This window comes from Streptomyces sp. NPDC088910 (assembly GCF_044749865.1).
Classification (GTDB): domain Bacteria; phylum Actinomycetota; class Actinomycetes; order Streptomycetales; family Streptomycetaceae; genus Actinacidiphila.
In genome coordinates, this window is record NZ_JBIVIV010000005.1 from 289,358 (window position 1) to 305,152 (window position 15,795).

The following is a 15,795-nucleotide window of genomic DNA, read 5'->3' on the forward strand; positions in this document are numbered from 1 at the left end:
GTCAGTGGGTGGTGACCGGCCGCGGGCTCGGGGCGGACCTGCCCTGTTCCGCCGCCTTGGCGATGTTGCGTGCCATGCCGCCGAAGACGAACGCGTGGAAGGGCGAGATGCTCCACCAGTACGCGTGGCCGAGCAGCCCGCGCGGGTGGAACAGCGCCCGCTGCCAGTACAGGGTGCGGCCCTGGTCGTCGCGGTCGGCGTGCAGCTCCAGCCAGGCCAGGCCCGGCAGTCGCATCTCGGCGCGCAGCCGGAGCATCGTGCCGCGGTCGATCTCCTCGACCCGCCAGAAGTCCAGTGAGTCCCCGTTCCGCAGATGAACGGCGTCACGGCGTCCGCGGCGCAGCCCGACACCGCCCGCGAGGCGGTCGAGCCAGCCGCGCACCGCCCAGGCCAGGCCGAAGGAGTACCAGCCGTTCGTGCCGCCGATGCCCTCGATCACGCGCCACAGCGCCTCGGGTGAGGCGTCGACCACCTGCTCGCGGCGGTCGGTGTAGAGGCTGCCGCCGGACCAGTCGGGGTCGGTGGGCAGCGGGTCGCTGGGCGCGCCGGGCAGCGAGGCGGAGGACCAGCGGGTCGTGACCTGTGCGTCCTGGACCCGCCGCAGGGCCAGGGCCAGGGCGCGGCGCAGCGGGAAGGGCTGCCCCTCGCCGTCCGGCACGTAGCGGGCGATGTCGTGCTCGGAGCAGACCACCTCGTGCCGCAGGGACTCCGCGAGCGGGCGGGCGATCGACCGGGGCACCGGGGTGACCAGTCCGATCCAGTGGCTGGACAGCCGTGGGGTGAGGACGGGGACCGGGACGATCAGGCGTTTGGGCAGACCGGCGATCGCCGCGTAGCCCTGCATCATCTCCCGGTAGGTGACGACGTCCGGGCCGCCGATGTCGAAGGGGCGGCTGACCTCCGGCGGCATGGCGGCGCTCCCGACGAGGTAGCGGAGCACGTCGCGGACGGCGATGGGCTGGATCCGGGTACGGACCCAGCTCGGGGTGACCATCACCGGCAGCCGTTCCGTGAGGTAGCGCAGCATCTCGAACGACGCGGAGCCCGATCCGATGATCACCGCGGCGCGCAGCGCGGTGGTGGGCACCCCCGAGTCCAGCAGGATGCGGCCGACCTCGGCGCGCGAGCGCAGGTGCGGCGAGAGTTCGGCCTCCGGTACTCCGCCGGGGGTCAGGCCGCCGAGGTAGACGATGCGTCCCACCCCTGCGGCGCGGGCCTGCTCGCCGAAGACCCGGGCCGCCTCCCGGTCGGTCTCCTCGAAGCCGGAGCCGGTGCCCAGCGCGTGCACGAGGTAGTACGCCACGTCCACGTCGCGCATCGCCGCCGCCACCGAGTCGGGATCGGTGACATCGCCCTGGACCACCTCGGTGTCGTGCACCCATGGGTGGTCGCGGAGCTTTCCGGGTGAGCGGGCCAGGCACCGGACCCGGTACCCGGCGGCCAGCAGTTCGGGCACCAGGCGTCCGCCGATGTAGCCCGAGGCCCCGGTGACCAGGCACAGCGGCCCGGGTTCGGTGGCATCGCTGATCATGAGCAGCTCCGTTCCGCGCGTTGTGTTCCCCCCACCGTCCCCCTTCACGGTCTCTTCCGCGCGGCCCGGTCGGCCGGATGCGGGCCGGACCACCCGCATGCGGAGATTCGTCGACAGTGACCCGATGTGGCGGCGTGATCATGATGGGTCACTCGTGGTGAGGTGTTTTCGCCCCTCCCGGCAGCAGTGGACGTCCGCTGCATCCGCGGGGGCGTCCCGGACGGAATGACCGAAGACGAAGCCGAACGACGCGAGGAGAGGAAGTCGATGAGGCGCATCGCGGCGGACGAGCACCCCTCCCCCGGTGAGCAGGCGGCCCGGGGCGCCCCGTACGACGCTTCCGCACGCGTCCTTGTCCCCCGCCCGCCGGACCCCGCGGCCGTGGACGCGGACGTCGCGGACCACGTCGGGCGGGTGCTGGCCCATGAGCTCGGCGAGCGGGTGGCGGCAGCGGCGGCGATCGACGCGGTCTTCGCGCGGGACCTCGCCGAGCGGGTCGCCGGGTTCACCCTGGGCGGCGGCAAGCGCACCCGGTCGCAGTTCCTGTGGTGGGGGCTGCGGGCCGCGGGCGGCGGCGGGTCCGCCGAACAGGTGCACGCGGCGCTGCGGATCGCCGCCGCGGTGGAGCTCGTCCAGACCTGCGCGCTGGTGCACGACGACGTGATGGACGGCTCCGCGCTGCGGCGCGGACAGCCCGCGGTCCATCTCGACCTCGACGCGCAGTACCCCTGCGCGCGCCGCTCCGGCCCCGCCGAGCCCTTCGGCCGGGCGGCAGCCGTCCTGGTCGGCGACCTCGCGCTGGCCTGGGCCGACGACACCGTCGCGGCCACCGCGCTGCCCGGCGACACCTCCCGCAGGGTGCGTGTGCTGTGGCAGGCCATGCGCACCGAGATGGTGGCCGGGCAGTACCTGGATCTGCACGGGCAGACCACCGGTGCGCGGTCGGCCGCGCGGGCGCTGCGCACGGCCCGGCTGAAGAGCGCGCTGTACTCCGTCGAGCGCCCGCTGGCGCTCGGGGCCGCTCTGGCCCGCGCGGACGAGGAGACCACCCGGGCGCTGTGCGCGGCCGGCCGACAGGCGGGCATCGCCTTCCAGTTGCGCGACGACCTGCACGGGGTGTTCGGCGACTCCGCGTACACGGGCAAGCCGACGGGCGAGGACATCCGCGACGGGAAGCCCAACTACCTGATCGCGGTGGCCCGCGACCACGCCGAGGCCGCGGACGACCGGCAGGCCCTCGCCCTGCTGGACACGGCCGTCGGCGACCCGCGGTTGTCCGACGGCGATCTGGACCGGGTACGGGACCTGCTCGTCTCGACCGGCGCGCGGGCCGCCGTCGAGCACCGGATCGAGAAACTGGCCGCCGACAGCGCCCGGTTCCTGGCGGGCGCGACGCGCGTCGGACCGGTTGCCAGGGCCCGGCTCCTCGACCTCTTCCAACGCGCCGCGGGCGTATGCCCGGACGGGCGGTCCGTACACCACGCCCCGCACCCGCAGGACCGACCGGCAGCCGCCGGACCGGGCCCGCGGGAAGCCGCTGCCGCAGGAGACCACCGATGAGAACAGTGACGGGACGCACCGACCATGTCGTGGTGGTCGGGGCCGGGCTGTCCGGGCTGTCCGCCGCGCTGCACCTGCTGGGCGCGGGACGCCGGGTGACGGTCGTGGAGCGCGCCGCGCTGCCCGGCGGCCGGGCGGGCAGGATCGAGCGGGGCGGCTACCGGATCGACACGGGGCCGACCGTGCTCACCATGCCCGACCTGGTCGCGGAGGCGTTCGCGGCCGTCGGCGAGACGATGACCGACCGGCTGGACCTGATCGCGCTGCACCCGGCCTACCGGGCCTTGTTCGCCGACGGCAGCCGCCTCGACGTGCACACCGGCGCCGAGGCCATGGAGGCGGAGATCGAACGCTTCGCCGGTCCGGCGGACGCGGCGGGCTACCGGCGGCTGCGCCGCTGGCTCACCGACCTCTACGCGGTCCAGATGCGGCGGTTCATCGACGCCAACTTCGACTCGCCGCTCCAGCTCGTCCACCCGGACCTGGCCCGGCTCGCGGCGCTCGGCGGCTTCGGCCGACTCGACGCCCGCATCGGCGACTTCGTCTCCGACGAGCGGCTGCGCCGGGTCTTCACCTTCCAGGCGCTGTACGCGGGCGTACCGCCGGCCCGCGCGCTCGCCGCTTACGCGGTGATCGCCTACATGGACACCGTGGCGGGCGTCTACTTCCCGCGCGGCGGCATGCACGCGCTGCCGCGGGCGATGGCGGACGCGGCGGCCGACGCGGGGGCCGACTTCCGGTACGGGCAGGACGTCACCCGGCTGGAGCGGTCCGGCGACCGGATCACCGCCGTCGTCACGGACCAGGACAGGATCGCCTGCGACGCGGTGGTGCTCACCCCCGATCTGCCGGTCGCCTACCGGCTGCTCGGCCGGACCCCGCGCCGGGCGGTCCCGCTGCGGCACTCGCCCTCCGCGGTGATCCTGCACGCGGGCACCGACCGCACCTGGCCGGAGCTGGCGCACCACACGATCTCCTTCGGCGCCGCGTGGAAGGACACCTTCCACGAACTGACCCGCGCCGGGACCCTGATGTCCGACCCGTCGCTGCTGATCACCCGGCCGACGGCGACCGACCCGCGACTGGCCCCGCCCGGCAAGCATCTGCACTACGTCCTGGCGCCGTGCCCCAACACCGCCATCGGTCCGGACGCGCGCGCATGGGGAGAGCTCTCGCCGCGCTACCGCGACAGCCTCCTCGCCGAGCTGGAGCGGCGCGGCCTGACCGGGATCGGCGCCGCCATCGAGGAGGAGTCCCTGGTGACGCCCGCGGACTGGACGGCGGACGGGCACGCGGCCGGTACGCCGTTCTCCGCGGCCCACACCTTCGCGCAGACCGGCCCGTTCCGTCCCCGGAACCTCGTGCGAGGCACCGAGAACGCGGTGCTGGCCGGCTGCGGCACCACGCCGGGCGTGGGCGTGCCGACCGTGCTCATCTCCGGCAAGCTCGCCGCGGCCCGCGTCACCGGGCCGCGCCCGCGGCGGCCGTCCCCGCCCGCCCGGACCCGGCGCGCGACGGAAGGCACCCCGGCGTGACCGCGCGCGAGCTCGACGCGGCCGGGATCGACGCGCCCGCGCTGCGCGCCGCGTACGCGCGCTGCCGACAGCTCAACGCCCGGCACGGCAAGACGTACTTCCTCGCCACCCGGCTGCTCCCGGTCGAGCGGCGACCGGCCGTGCACGCGCTGTACGGCTTCGCCCGCTGGGCCGACGACATCGTCGACAGCCTCGACCGGACGCGGACCCTCCAGGAGCGGGCCGCCGCGCTCGACGCGCTCCAGGAGGAGCTGACGGCCGGGCTGCGGCACGGGAACAGCAAGGAGCCGGTGGTGCGGGCGCTCGCGCACACGGCCGCCGTGTACGACATCGACCACCGGCACTTCACCGACTTCATGGCGGCGATGCGCAGCGACCTCGAGGTGCGCGACTATCCGACGTACGCCGACCTGCGCGGCTACATGCACGGGTCGGCTGCGGTGATCGGCCTCCAGATGCTGCCGGTGCTGGGCACGGTCGTCCCCCGCGCGGAGGCCGCCCCGCACGCCGCGGCACTCGGTGTCGCCTTCCAGCTCAGCAACTTCCTGCGGGACGTCGGCGAGGACCTGGACCGGGGCCGGGTCTATCTGCCCGCGGACCTGCTCGCCGCGCACGGCGTGGACCGCGGCCTGCTGCTGTGGAGCCGGACGACCGGCGCCCGCGACGCACGGATCACCGAGGCGCTGCGGGCCGCCGCGGAACTGACCCGCGGCGTCTACCGGGAGGCGGCGCCCGGCCTGCCGATGCTCGACCCGGTGGCCAGGCCGTGCATCCGTACCGCTCTCGTGCTCTACGGCGGGATCCTGGACGCGATCGAGGACGACGGGTACGCGGTCCTGCACCGCCGTGCGGTGGTACCGCGCGAGCGGCGCGCGGCGGTGGCGCTCGACGGGCTGGTCCGGCTGGGCGCGGCGCGGCTGCGCGCCCGGGGCGGCGCGACGGCACCGGAGCCGAAGGACCGAGGGCAGGCTTCACGGACGCAGGGGCGGCCACGTCAACCACCGCGTGAACGGCCGTCGTCGGTGGGCCCGTCGTGGTCCCGCTGGGAGAAGGAGAACATGTCGTGACCGACCACCGGCCCGGCCGCTTTCCGCTGCGGCTGCGCCGCGACCCGGCCGACTGGGCGCAGCAGCGGCCGACCTGGCGCGACGCGGCGCCGCGGCTGATCGGCGACGCCCTGAAGCGGGCCCTGGCGCGGCCGTCCGGCAACTGGTTCGTCGTCGGCGGCTCCCGCGCCGTCAAGGACGGCCGCCCGTACGGCAGGACCGTCGGCGGCACCGAGGTGGTGCTGTGGCGGGACGCGGCGGGCACACTGCGCGGCGGCCCCGGCGCCTGCCCGCACCTGGGCGCGCCGCTCAAGGACAGCTCGGTGCGCTGCGGGACGCTGATCTGCCACTGGCACGGCCTGTCCCTCAAGGGCGCGCCGTTCGCGGGCTGGGAGCCGTACCCCGTGCACGACGACGGGCTGCTGGTCTGGGTGCGGCTGGACGGGGTGGGCGGCGAGGAGCCGACGGCCGCCCCGCTGGTGCCGGTCCGGCCGGAGCCCGCGGGCGCCCTGGCGGCGGTCTATACGGGTTTCGGGGTGTGCGAACCGGAGGACGTGGTCGCCAACCGGCTCGACCCGTGGCACGGCGGATGGCTGCACCCGTACTCGTTCGTGGACCTCACGGTGGTCGGCACACCCACTGGCGATGCCGACGCGGCGCACGACGCCTTCGCGGTGGACGTGTCCTTCAAGGTCGCCGGACGGGCGGTGGTGCCGGTGCGCGCGGTGTTCACGGCGCCGGAACCCAGGACCGTGGTCATGCACATCACCGAGGGCGAGGGGCGGGGGTCCGTGGTCGAGACGCACGCCACGCCGCTCGGCCCCGACCGGTCGGGGCGTCCGCGGACCGCGGTGGTGGAGGCGGTGGTCGCCGCGTCGGACCGCCGCGGGTTCGCGGTCGCGCGGGCCGTTGCCCCGGTGCTGCGCCCGCTGATGCGCGGGGCCGCCGGGCGGCTGTGGCGCGACGACCTGGCGTACGCGGAGCGGCGGTGGGCACTGCGCGCCGTCGGCCGCTTCCCGGGCTGACGGCGCGCGGCCCGTCACGTGTCCCCGAGGGCCGCCAGCGCCCGCAGTACGGCCGAGCGGCCCCGCTCCGGGACCGTCCAGAGCGTCTGGCCGCGCACGCCCCACCGCTCCAACAGGGCGTTGGCGGCCAGGAAGCCGGTGGTCGCCGCGCGTTCCATGAGGGCGACCGGGAGGTCGGTGCGGACCGCGTCGCCCGCCACCGTGACGGTCGGGTGCGGGGTGCGGACGGTGGGCCGGTCGTGAAAGCCGCCCACCGGGAACAACGGGCAGTCCGCGCGCCATTCGTGCCGCTGGTCGACGATCGTGGCGTGCGCCGTCTCCGGGTACACCCGGTGCATCTGCCGCACCAGCCGGTCCTGGGCGGCGGGCAGGTCGTCGGAAGCGTAGGCGTACGCGTGCAGTTCGACCACCGAGCCGCCGGTCCTGGCCGCCCAGCGCGCCGCCTCGCCCTCCCAGCGCTCCAGCACGCTGATGTTGTCGAGCGGGCCGAAGCCGCTGGTGCCGAGGAAACCCGGCCGGTCGGCGGCGACCGGGCGGTCCAGCCAGAGCCGGGAGACGAGGAACGGCGGCGCGGTGCGCAGCCGTTCGGCCCGCTCCCGCCAGGGCGCGTCGCACAGGCCGGGCGAGGCGGCGGCCAGGCGGCGCAGGCCGCCGCTGTCCAGGGCGAGGACGAGGGCGTCGAAGCGCCGCGTCCTGCCGTCGGCGGTGACCGTCGGGCCGTCGGGCCCCGACGACCCGGCCGCGCTCACTTCGGTGCCGGTGCGCACGTCCGCGCCGTGGCCTTCCAGGTAGCGGCCGAGCGGCTCCCAGAGCGCCTGGGGGTACGGCTCGTCGGGGACGTCGAAGAGCAGGCCCTCGCTGGAGCCGAGGAAGTAGATGTGGAACATCAGGACCAGCTCCGCGGCCGAGAGTTCACGCGGGTCGGCGAAGAAGCTGCGGGAGAACACCTCGAAGGCGAGGTGCTGCGCGGCGTCGGGGAAGCGGATACGGGCCAGGAAGTCGGCGGCGCTGACCGTGTCGAGGCGTGCGTAGACCTGCGGCACGCGCACGTCCAGCAGGGGCAGGGCGGCGGCCGGGTTCATCCGGAGCAGGTCCCGCCAGCCGAAGGCGGGGCTGAGGGCGACGAAGCCGAGGGCGCTCCACGGCGGGGTGCGCGGGACGCGCGCGAAGCTGTCGTACAGGCCGCTGCTGTGCCGCAGCGGGTAGTCGGGCAGCGCGGTGAGCATGCCGAGGGAAGGGTCGGCGCGGCGGAGCAGGCCGCGCAGGTTGTAGTACTGGCGGAAGAAGGCGTGGAAGCCGCGGCTCATGGTGGCCGGTGAGCCGTCGGCCAAGTCGGTGGACCAGCCGGCCAGTCGTCCGCCGAGGCCGCGCTCGCGCTCGTACAAGGTGACCCGGGCGCCGCGCTCCGCCAGGCCGGTGGCGGCGGCGAGCCCGGCGATGCCGCCTCCGATGACGGCGACCTCGGGGGCGTCGGCGCCGAAGCGGGGGCGGCCGGGCAGCGCGGGAATCGTCCGGGCGCGCCGGTCGCGGCCACGGCGGGGCGCGGCGGGGCGCCCGGTCACCGCGGGTCCCCGTGCTGGTTGCGGAGCTGACGCTGACGCTGCGGCTGCGGCTGCGGCTGCGGCTGCGGCTGCGGCTGCGGCTGCGGCTGCGGCTGGGCCAGACTTCGGGGCGGGTGGGGTGGCCCCTGTTCCGGCTCGGCGTGCGGCGGGTCCTGGGGTACGCGGCCGAGCACGGTGTGGGTGATGCCGGTCTGCCAGCCGGGCAGCGGCAGGACACGGACGGAGCCGAATCCGGCGCGGCGCACCCGGTCGCCGAGGGCGGCGGCCGTGTCGAACGCAACGACGCTGGTGTAGAGGTGGCGGTAGAGACCGGCGTCGCCGGTGAGCCGTCCTGCGGGCAGCACGACGCCCTTGCACACCCCCGCCCAGACCGCCCGGTGCGCGGCGCTCCCGCCGAGCGCGTACTCGTGCACGGCCAGTCGGCCGCCGGGGCGGAGCCGGTCGCGGACGGCGGTGAGGACGCGGTCAGGGTCGGCGACGTTGCGCACGAGATACGCGGCGAACGCGGCGTCGAACCGCCCGGTGACGAAGCCACCTTCGGCCAGCTTCTCCACGGGCGCGTGGAGGAAGGAGACGGTGGCGGGCCAGCGTTTGGCGGCCGCCCGCTCCAGCATCCCGGCGGAGGCGTCCACCGCCGTGATCTCGGCGAGCGGAGCGGCGGCGAGCAGCGCGGCGGTCGAGGAGCCGGTGCCGCAGCCGAGGTCGAGCAGGCGCAGCCCGGCCCCGCCGTGCGGCAGCCGCAGCCGCCGGGCGGAGCGGCGCAGGTGCGCGTGGTAGCCGGGGTTCATCGCGGTCAGCCGGTCGTAGCGGGCGGAGCCGTGGTCGAACGCCGACGACAGCTCGTCGTCTCGCAGCAGGGGCATGGGGCGGACTTCCTGTTGGGGGGCGGCATCGGGGCGGGCGGCGTCGGGGCGGGGCGGCATCAAGGGGCCGCACCGGGGCGGCGGCTCACGGGCGCGACGGGAGGCGGGTCGGGTCTGCGGGCGACAGATTCGCCGGGCTCGCGCCTGCGCAGGAAGGGCAGTTCGGCCACGGTCCGCAGCATCGGGGCGACCGGGGTGCTCAGGCCGATCAGGAAGTCCTCCCCCGGTCCTGAGCCGCCGTCGAGGAAGCGCAGCAGACGCTCGGTCGGCACGCGGCGGAACAGCCCGGTGAAGAAGTCCGCGCCGTCCACCCGCCCGGTGTCCAGGGCCCGCAGCATGACGGCGTCCATCGCCCGGGAGCGGCGCGAGTGCGGGGAGGGCGGTACGGGGGCGCGGCGCCGCCGGCCGCCGACCGTGGGATCGCCGGTCAGGAGGGCGTCGGCGACGGCCCGGGTCTGCCGCTGGACGGCGGCGAAGGTGTAACCGGTCGACGCGCGGGTCGCGCCGCCCGCCGTGCCGATCCGGAACACCGAACGCCCGGCGCGCGGGGTGAACCGCCCGTCGGTCATCGGGATCACGCCCTGCTCCACGCCGGTCACCTCGAACCGGCCGAGCCTCAGCACGTCGTCGGTGTAGTGCCGCAGCGCCGCGTCGTACCGCGCCGTGTCCAGGACCCCGGCGGAGAATTCCGTGTACTCCACGAGCGCCTGCCGTGGCCCGAGCGGCAGCACGTAGCCGAAGGACAGCCCGTGCGCGGGACGCGGTGTGCGGAAGTCCATCAGGTCGGCGACAGCGGGGGCGAAGGCGTCGTCCGCGGTCCGGACGAACCAGCCCCTGAAGTGCTGGAGCAGCGTCGTGCGGGCCGCGGGGAGCCGTGGGAGCGGGCGGGAGTCGAAGACCCAGCGGGCGTTCAGCTCCAGAGGCCGACCTGCCGTGTCGTGCCCGGAGACCCGCGCGCCGGCGGCCGTGTCCTGGACGGACTCGACCGTCGCCTCGATCCGGCGGCAGCCGTCCGGTCCCGACAGGCGCTCGCCCACCAGCCGTTCGAAGGCGCCGGACCGCAGCATCTTGTAGCGGAACGGCGCGGGATCCGCCACGGTGGCCGAGCCGTCGGGTCCCCGGACCCGCAACCGGTCCCAGGAGGCGGCCAGGACCGCGTCGTACGGGCCGCCGGGCGGCTCCCAGAAGCACCAGGTGCGCTCGGGCGGTCGCAGCGGACCGGACGGAGCGTCGACCAGCACCACGGCGGGCCGGTGCCGGGCGGCCGAGGGCGCGCACAGCCGGTGGGCCAGCGAGAGCCCGGCCGCGCCCGCACCCACGATCACGACGTCCGCGTCCCGCACTCGTGCTCCTCCCGGCGCGACGAACACCTGGCCGTCCGGGCCCGGCTGCCGCGTTGCAGATCTTTCCGCAGCGAAGGCCCGGTTGGATGCACGCGGGGCGCGCGGCGAGCGGCGATCACGCGAATGGGGACGTCTACGAGGAGCGATCCCCCGGTACCGGCCGCCCTGGGAATCGCGCAAGGCAACTGTGGGGGGCGGATGTTGGGCGCGGCTGTTGGCGGCGGGCCTCACACGAGAGCCGCGCGGTGGAGTCCGCGAGCGACTCTGCCCGGTCGGCCGCTTCACCGGCCGGGACGGCGACAGGTTCGTGGCCGAAGCGCCGACAGCTCTCTTCGTGGATCTCCCCGAAGACCGGCGACTCCCGGCAGGCGATCCGCCGCGCACGTCCTGGGGGTCGCGCGCACCATGCCCGTCGCCTCCCGTCGTTGACGTCCGCGCCCGCTGTGCGCGCTCTCGGGGGCCGCCGGGGCCCGTCTCCGGCGTGGGCCCGCGCCGCGCCGCACGCCGCCCGGACAGCGGTGCCCCGCGCGGTGGGCAGCCGCCGCGACGATCCGGCTTCCCCCACCGCGCAGGGCGAACGCGGGCCCGCGCCGGTCGCGGCCGTCTCAGACGGACGGGCTCTGGGCCGCCACCAGGTCGAGCGCGATGTCCACGATCATGTCCTCCTGGCCGCCGACCAGGCGTCGGCTGCCGCACTCCATGAGGATGGTCCGGACGTCCACGTCGTAGCGGGCGGCGGCGGCCTCGGCGTGCCGGAGGAACGAGGAGTACACACCGGCGTATCCGAGGGTCAGGGTCTCCCGGTCCACGCGCACCGGGCGGTCCTGCATGGGCCTGACGATGTCGTCGGCGGCGTCCTGGAGCCGGAACAGGTCGCAGCGGTGCTGGTATCCGGAGATGTTGGCGACGGCGATGAAGGCTTCGAGCGGGCAGTTGCCCGCTCCCGCGCCGTGGCCCGCAAGCGAGGCGTCCACGCGCCGGACGCCGTTCTCCACCGCGACGACGGAATTGGCGACCGACAGCGACAGATTCTCGTGTGCGTGGATGCCGATCTCGGTGGCGTCGTCGAGGACGTCCCGGTAGGCCCGTACGCGGGCGGCGACGTCGGCCATCGTGAGCCGGCCGCCGGAGTCGGTGACGTAGACGCACTGCGCACCGTAGGACTCCATCAACTTGGCCTGCCGCGCGAGCTGTTCGGGCGGGGCCAGGTGCGAGAGCATCAGGAAGCCCGAGACGTCCATGCCGAGTTCGCGCGCCGCGGCGATGTGCTGCGCGGAGATGTCCGCCTCGGTGCAGTGCGTCGCGATGCGCACGGACCGCACGCCGAGTTCGTACGCCCGCTTCAGCTCGTGGATCGTTCCGACGCCCGGGAGCAGCAAGGTGGTCAGGCGGGCGTGCCGCAGGACGTCCGCGGCGGCCTCGATCCACTCCCAGTCGGTGTGGGATCCGGGACCGTAGTTCACCGATCCCCCGGCGAGTCCGTCGCCGTGCGCCACCTCGATCGCGTCGACTCCGGCGGCGTCGAGGGCGGTGACGACACGTCGCACGTCCTCGGGGGTGATGCGGTGGCGTACGGCGTGCATGCCGTCCCGCAGTGTCACGTCCTGTACGAATATCGCAGCCGACATCTCAGACTCCTGCCTTCGCCGCGGCGATCCGCTCGGCGACCCGCAGGGCCGCCGAGGTCATGATGTCGAGATTCCCGGCGTAGGCCGGGAGATAGTGCGCCGCTCCCTCGACCTCCAGGAAGACCGACACCTGGTGGGTGGGGCTGTCGGCCGCGGCGTCCAGCAGGCTGTGCACGGGCTGCCCGGCCGGAATGCGGTCGATCTGCACCCGCTGCTTCAAGCGGTAGCCGGGCACGTAGGCGGCGACGTCGGCGACCATTCGCTCCACCGACGCGCTGATCCGTTCCCGGTCCTCGGCGTCGGGCGCCCGGACGAGGGCGAAGACGGTGTCGCGCATCATGAGCGGCGGTTCCGCGGGATTCAGGATGATGATCGCCTTGCCGCGCCGCGCCCCGCCGACCCGCTCGATGGCGGCGGCCGTGGTCTCGGTGAACTCGTCGATGTTCGCCCGGGTGCCGGGCCCCGCGGACTTCGAGGAGATCGAGGCGACGATCTCCGCGTACGGCACCGGCACCACCCTGCTGATGGCGGCCACGACCGGGATGGTGGCCTGGCCGCCGCAGGTCACCATGTTCACGTTGGGCGCCGCGAGATGCTCGTCGAGGTTGACCGCCGGGACGACGTACGGCCCGATCGCCGCGGGCGTGAGGTCGATGAGCCGCTTGCCCAGCGGTGCCAGCTTGGCGGAGTTCGCTTCGTGGGCCTTGGCCGACGTGGCGTCGAAGACGATGGCGATGTCCTCGACGCCGGGCAGCCGCAGCAGACCGTCGACGCCTTCGTGGGTGGTCGCGACCCCGAGGCGGGCCGCACGCGCCAGCCCGTCGGAGGCGGGGTCGATGCCGACCATGGCCGCCATCTCCAGGTGCCGAGCGTTGCGCAGCACCTTGATCATGAGGTCGGTGCCGATGTTGCCCGATCCGATGACGGCGACTTTCGTCCTGGCCGCACCCGCCGTACGCGTCGCGCCCGTTGCCGTCGTCGCGTCCGTCGTACGTGTCGTGCCCGCTGTCTCCGTCGCGTCCGCCGTACGCGTCGCGCCCGCTGTCTCCGTCGCGTCCGCCGTACGCGGCGTGCCCGCTGTCTTCGTCATGCCCGCTCTCCCTTGCCGAACCGCACTTGCACCGCGCCGAGCCCGGACAGCCGGGCGACGACGACGTCGCCTTCGACGACGGGACGCATCGGACCGAGCGCGCCGGACAGCACGAGCTGCCCCGCGCGCAGCGGATCGCCGAGTTCCCGCGCGGTCCGGGCGAGCCAGACGACCGCCGCGACGGGATCGCCCAGGCACGCGGCGCCGGTGCCGGTGGAGACCTCGACGCCGCCGATCGACATCGACATCCGCTGCTCCACCGGGCTGAACGCGTCGAGCGAGAGCCGCCGCGGGCCGATGACGTACGCCCCGGCCGAGGCGTTGTCGGCGACGGTGTCCGCGAAGCTGATGTCCCAGTCGGCGATCCGGCTCCCGCACACTTCGAGGGCCGCCGAACCCCAGGCGATCGCGCCCCGGACCTGAGCGTGGTCGAGCGGGCCTTCGGCCAGGTCGTCGCCGAGCATGAACGCGATCTCGGCCTCGACCCGCGGCTGCGTCACGCGGTCGATCGGGACGGTGTCACCGCCGAGGAACGCCATGTCGTCGAAGAGGACGCCGAAGTCCGGCTGGTCGACGCCGAGTTGCTCCTGGACCGCCGGTGAGGTGAGGCCGATCTTGCGCCCCACGACGCGGGCGCCGCCCCGCAGGCGGTGCGCGGCGACGGCGGCCTGTACGGCGTAGGCGCTCGGCAGGTCGTCCGCGCCGATCAGGTCGCGGACCGGTGCGCAGGGCACGCCGCGCGCCGCGGCGTCGATGAGCCGGGCCGCCGCCGCGGCGACGGCGGCGGCCTCGTCGGCCGCGGCCGGCCGGCTGGGTGCGCAGGCCCCGTGCGGGCATGTGGATGATCGGGAAGAAACCATGGTGGTGTGCCACCCAACAGAACAGGGGCCACCGGAGATCCGGTGGCGACGGCCGAATGATTGGCAGAGGTTGTCGTCGGTGCCTTTTCGCCGCGCATCCGACGCGGTGGTGACCGGCCGGTCCGGGCGGCAGCGTCGCCCGGCCCGGCCCCTCCTCAGGAAGTCACGAGGTCACGAAGTCAGTTGGTCAGTTGGTCAGTTGGTCAGTTGGTCGGCCGGTGCGCCGACGGACGGCTGCGCGGACGCGGGCACCCGTCCGCGGCGGGCCGAGTAGCAGATGAAGGCGACCAGGACGTCGCAGCAGCCCGCGACGAGCAGACAGATCCGGAACCGGTCCTCGGCCGGCACCCCGGGGACGGCGGCGACACTCTTCGACTGGAGGATGCTCGAATAGATCGCCGGGCCGAGCGACCCGGAGATCGTCATGATGATGCCGATCATGCCGATCCCCATTCCGGTGAGTTCCGCGCGGACGCTGCTCTGGATGGAGCTGAACAGTCCGACGCCCACCAGGCCGCTGCCGACGCCGTAGACGCACGCGGCGACCAGGAACGACGCCACGGAGGCGCCCCCGGACATGGCCAGGATCAAGGTCAGCGCGGCGGCGCAGTGACAGGTCGCGCCGACCCCCGCCACCAGCAGCGGCCTGGTACGAGCGCCGAGGACGCCCGCGCCGATACCGGCGAGCGCGCCGAGCAGCGAGTAGGGCAGCAGCAACAGCCCGGTGTCCAGGGCGTCGTACCCGAGGCCGTATCCCGCGGCGGAGGGCGTCTGGACGTAGAACGGGATGAGGAAGGTGACCGACTGGATCGCCATGCCGATCGTGAAGCCCGCCACGACCGTCCGCGCGACGGTCCCGGACCTCAGGAGCGCCAGATGGAACACCGGGGTCTTCGACCGCTTCTCCAGCGTCACCCATACGGCCCCGCCCGCGAGACCGGCAGCGGCGAAGCCGATCGCCTTCGCCGACGAGATGCCGTCGGATCCGGCCGTCTTGATGCCGTAGAGCAGCAGGACGATCCAGGCGACCAGGCCGATGACATTCCCGATGCCGAACGCGGCCGTGGCGTCGCGGGAACTCGACGGGATGACGGCCCAGACGCAGATCCCCACCACGACGTACACGACGGTCGCGCCCAGGAAGAAGTCCTGCATCGAGACCCGGCTCAGCGCCAGCCCCCCGGCGACGAGCCCGACTCCGGCCCCGACGGCCTGTGCGACCTGGCTGACGATCACCGCGGTGTGCACCGAGGAGCCCGCCAGGTGGCGGCGCAGGACGCCGACGCCGAGCTGACCGGCCGCGGAGCCGAGTCCCATGACCGCCGCGCCGATCAGCATCGCGGGGAAGGTGTGCGAGATGCCCGGCACGAGCATGCCGGTCGCGAGGAGCGCGGCGCCCAGTGTCGCGGCTCCGCGGTCGCCGAGCACGTCCGCCAGCCGCGGCAGCAGGATCGTGCTGACGCCGCCGCCTATCAGCAGCAAGGTGAGCACCCACGCGACGTCGCCGACCGTCAGGTGGAACTCGCGCTGCACCACGGGAAGCAGCGGGGTCAGCATGAAGGTCACCGCGGACGAGGTGAAGCCGAGCAGCGCGGCCACGGCGATCAGGGGATTCCTCCCGCGGGTACGGACGGGTCTCTCGACGCGCGGTCTTTCCTGGTGGTGTGTTTCGCTGTGCGTCATCGCACTGCCTCTCCTCATGTCATGAACGCCCCTGGGGCCATCCCCGCCGCGGTGTCGGCACCTGCGAGC

General features: G+C 74.5%; 12 protein-coding genes. 4 read left to right on the forward strand and 8 right to left on the reverse strand.

Features of this window, described 5'->3' with window-relative positions; genetic code table 11:
• Window position 1 precedes the first annotated feature (1 nt).
• Window positions 2-1,531 (reverse strand): SDR family oxidoreductase, encoded by a 1,530-nt coding sequence (locus ACIP4Z_RS14480; protein ID WP_401307808.1) that lies wholly within the window; start codon window positions 1,529-1,531, stop codon window positions 2-4.
• Window positions 1,532-1,798: 267 nt separating this feature from the next.
• Here ACIP4Z_RS14480 and ACIP4Z_RS14485 point away from each other — a divergent pair, with 267 nt between their 5' ends.
• Genes ACIP4Z_RS14485 through ACIP4Z_RS14500 form a run of 4 tightly spaced genes read left to right on the forward strand, consistent with a single transcriptional unit; the run spans window position 1,799 to window position 6,697 of the window.
• On the forward strand, window positions 1,799-3,091 hold the full coding sequence (locus ACIP4Z_RS14485) for a polyprenyl synthetase family protein (RefSeq protein WP_401307811.1): 1,293 nt from the start codon (window positions 1,799-1,801) through the stop codon (window positions 3,089-3,091).
• Complete coding sequence (locus ACIP4Z_RS14490) at window positions 3,088-4,626, forward strand: phytoene desaturase (RefSeq protein ID WP_401307814.1); 1,539 nt, start codon at window positions 3,088-3,090, stop codon at window positions 4,624-4,626. Before ACIP4Z_RS14485 ends, ACIP4Z_RS14490 begins: the two co-directional genes overlap by 4 nt.
• Window positions 4,623-5,693, forward strand: a complete 1,071-nt coding sequence (locus tag ACIP4Z_RS14495; RefSeq protein ID WP_401307817.1) for a phytoene/squalene synthase family protein — start codon at window positions 4,623-4,625, stop codon at window positions 5,691-5,693. The genes ACIP4Z_RS14490 and ACIP4Z_RS14495 overlap by 4 nt, the downstream gene beginning before the upstream one ends.
• Window positions 5,690-6,697 (forward strand): DUF5914 domain-containing protein, encoded by a 1,008-nt coding sequence (locus ACIP4Z_RS14500; RefSeq protein WP_401307820.1) that lies wholly within the window; start codon window positions 5,690-5,692, stop codon window positions 6,695-6,697. Before ACIP4Z_RS14495 ends, ACIP4Z_RS14500 begins: the two co-directional genes overlap by 4 nt.
• A gap of 14 nt (window positions 6,698-6,711) precedes the next feature.
• Here the strand turns inward: ACIP4Z_RS14500 and ACIP4Z_RS14505 are convergent, their stop codons facing one another.
• The 7 genes from ACIP4Z_RS14505 to ACIP4Z_RS14535 all read right to left on the reverse strand — a co-directional run bounded on the left by ACIP4Z_RS14505 (window position 6,712) and on the right by ACIP4Z_RS14535 (window position 15,726).
• The gene (locus ACIP4Z_RS14505) at window positions 6,712-8,259 is read right to left on the reverse strand and encodes an FAD-dependent oxidoreductase (RefSeq protein WP_401307823.1); all 1,548 of its coding nucleotides are present in this window, start codon (window positions 8,257-8,259) and stop codon (window positions 6,712-6,714) included.
• Window positions 8,256-9,122, reverse strand: a complete 867-nt coding sequence (locus ACIP4Z_RS14510; RefSeq protein ID WP_401307826.1) for a class I SAM-dependent methyltransferase — start codon at window positions 9,120-9,122, stop codon at window positions 8,256-8,258. Before ACIP4Z_RS14510 ends, ACIP4Z_RS14505 begins: the two co-directional genes overlap by 4 nt.
• A gap of 59 nt (window positions 9,123-9,181) precedes the next feature.
• Window positions 9,182-10,465: a lycopene cyclase family protein gene (locus ACIP4Z_RS14515; protein WP_401307829.1), complete on the reverse strand. Its 1,284-nt coding sequence runs from the start codon at window positions 10,463-10,465 to the stop codon at window positions 9,182-9,184.
• Between the two features lie 605 nt (window positions 10,466-11,070).
• Complete coding sequence (gene dmpG / locus ACIP4Z_RS14520; RefSeq protein WP_401307832.1) at window positions 11,071-12,093, reverse strand: 4-hydroxy-2-oxovalerate aldolase; 1,023 nt, start codon at window positions 12,091-12,093, stop codon at window positions 11,071-11,073.
• Window position 12,094: 1 nt separating this feature from the next.
• Window positions 12,095-13,183, reverse strand: coding sequence for an acetaldehyde dehydrogenase (acetylating) (locus tag ACIP4Z_RS14525; RefSeq protein ID WP_401307835.1), 1,089 nt, complete (start codon window positions 13,181-13,183; stop codon window positions 12,095-12,097).
• Window positions 13,180-14,043, reverse strand: coding sequence for a 2-keto-4-pentenoate hydratase (locus tag ACIP4Z_RS14530; RefSeq protein WP_401307838.1), 864 nt, complete (start codon window positions 14,041-14,043; stop codon window positions 13,180-13,182). Before ACIP4Z_RS14530 ends, ACIP4Z_RS14525 begins: the two co-directional genes overlap by 4 nt.
• A 195-nt stretch (window positions 14,044-14,238) precedes the next feature.
• Window positions 14,239-15,726, reverse strand: a complete 1,488-nt coding sequence (locus ACIP4Z_RS14535; protein ID WP_401307841.1) for an MFS transporter — start codon at window positions 15,724-15,726, stop codon at window positions 14,239-14,241.
• Window positions 15,727-15,795: the final 69 nt, after the last annotated feature.

What these genes read in the sequence shown, in the direction of transcription:
- ACIP4Z_RS14480 (WP_401307808.1), bottom strand. Translation starts at nt 1,531, where the DNA reads ATGATCAGCGATGCCACCGAACCCGGGCCGCTGTGCCTGGTCACCGGG.
- ACIP4Z_RS14485 (WP_401307811.1), top strand. Translation starts at nt 1,799, where the DNA reads ATGAGGCGCATCGCGGCGGACGAGCACCCCTCCCCCGGTGAGCAGGCG.
- ACIP4Z_RS14490 (WP_401307814.1), top strand. Translation starts at nt 3,088, where the DNA reads ATGAGAACAGTGACGGGACGCACCGACCATGTCGTGGTGGTCGGGGCC.
- ACIP4Z_RS14510 (WP_401307826.1), bottom strand. Translation starts at nt 9,122, where the DNA reads ATGCCCCTGCTGCGAGACGACGAGCTGTCGTCGGCGTTCGACCACGGC.
- dmpG (WP_401307832.1), bottom strand. Translation starts at nt 12,093, where the DNA reads ATGTCGGCTGCGATATTCGTACAGGACGTGACACTGCGGGACGGCATG.
- ACIP4Z_RS14525 (WP_401307835.1), bottom strand. Translation starts at nt 13,183, where the DNA reads ATGACGAAGACAGCGGGCACGCCGCGTACGGCGGACGCGACGGAGACA.
- ACIP4Z_RS14530 (WP_401307838.1), bottom strand. Translation starts at nt 14,043, where the DNA reads ATGGTTTCTTCCCGATCATCCACATGCCCGCACGGGGCCTGCGCACCC.
- ACIP4Z_RS14535 (WP_401307841.1), bottom strand. Translation starts at nt 15,726, where the DNA reads ATGACGCACAGCGAAACACACCACCAGGAAAGACCGCGCGTCGAGAGA.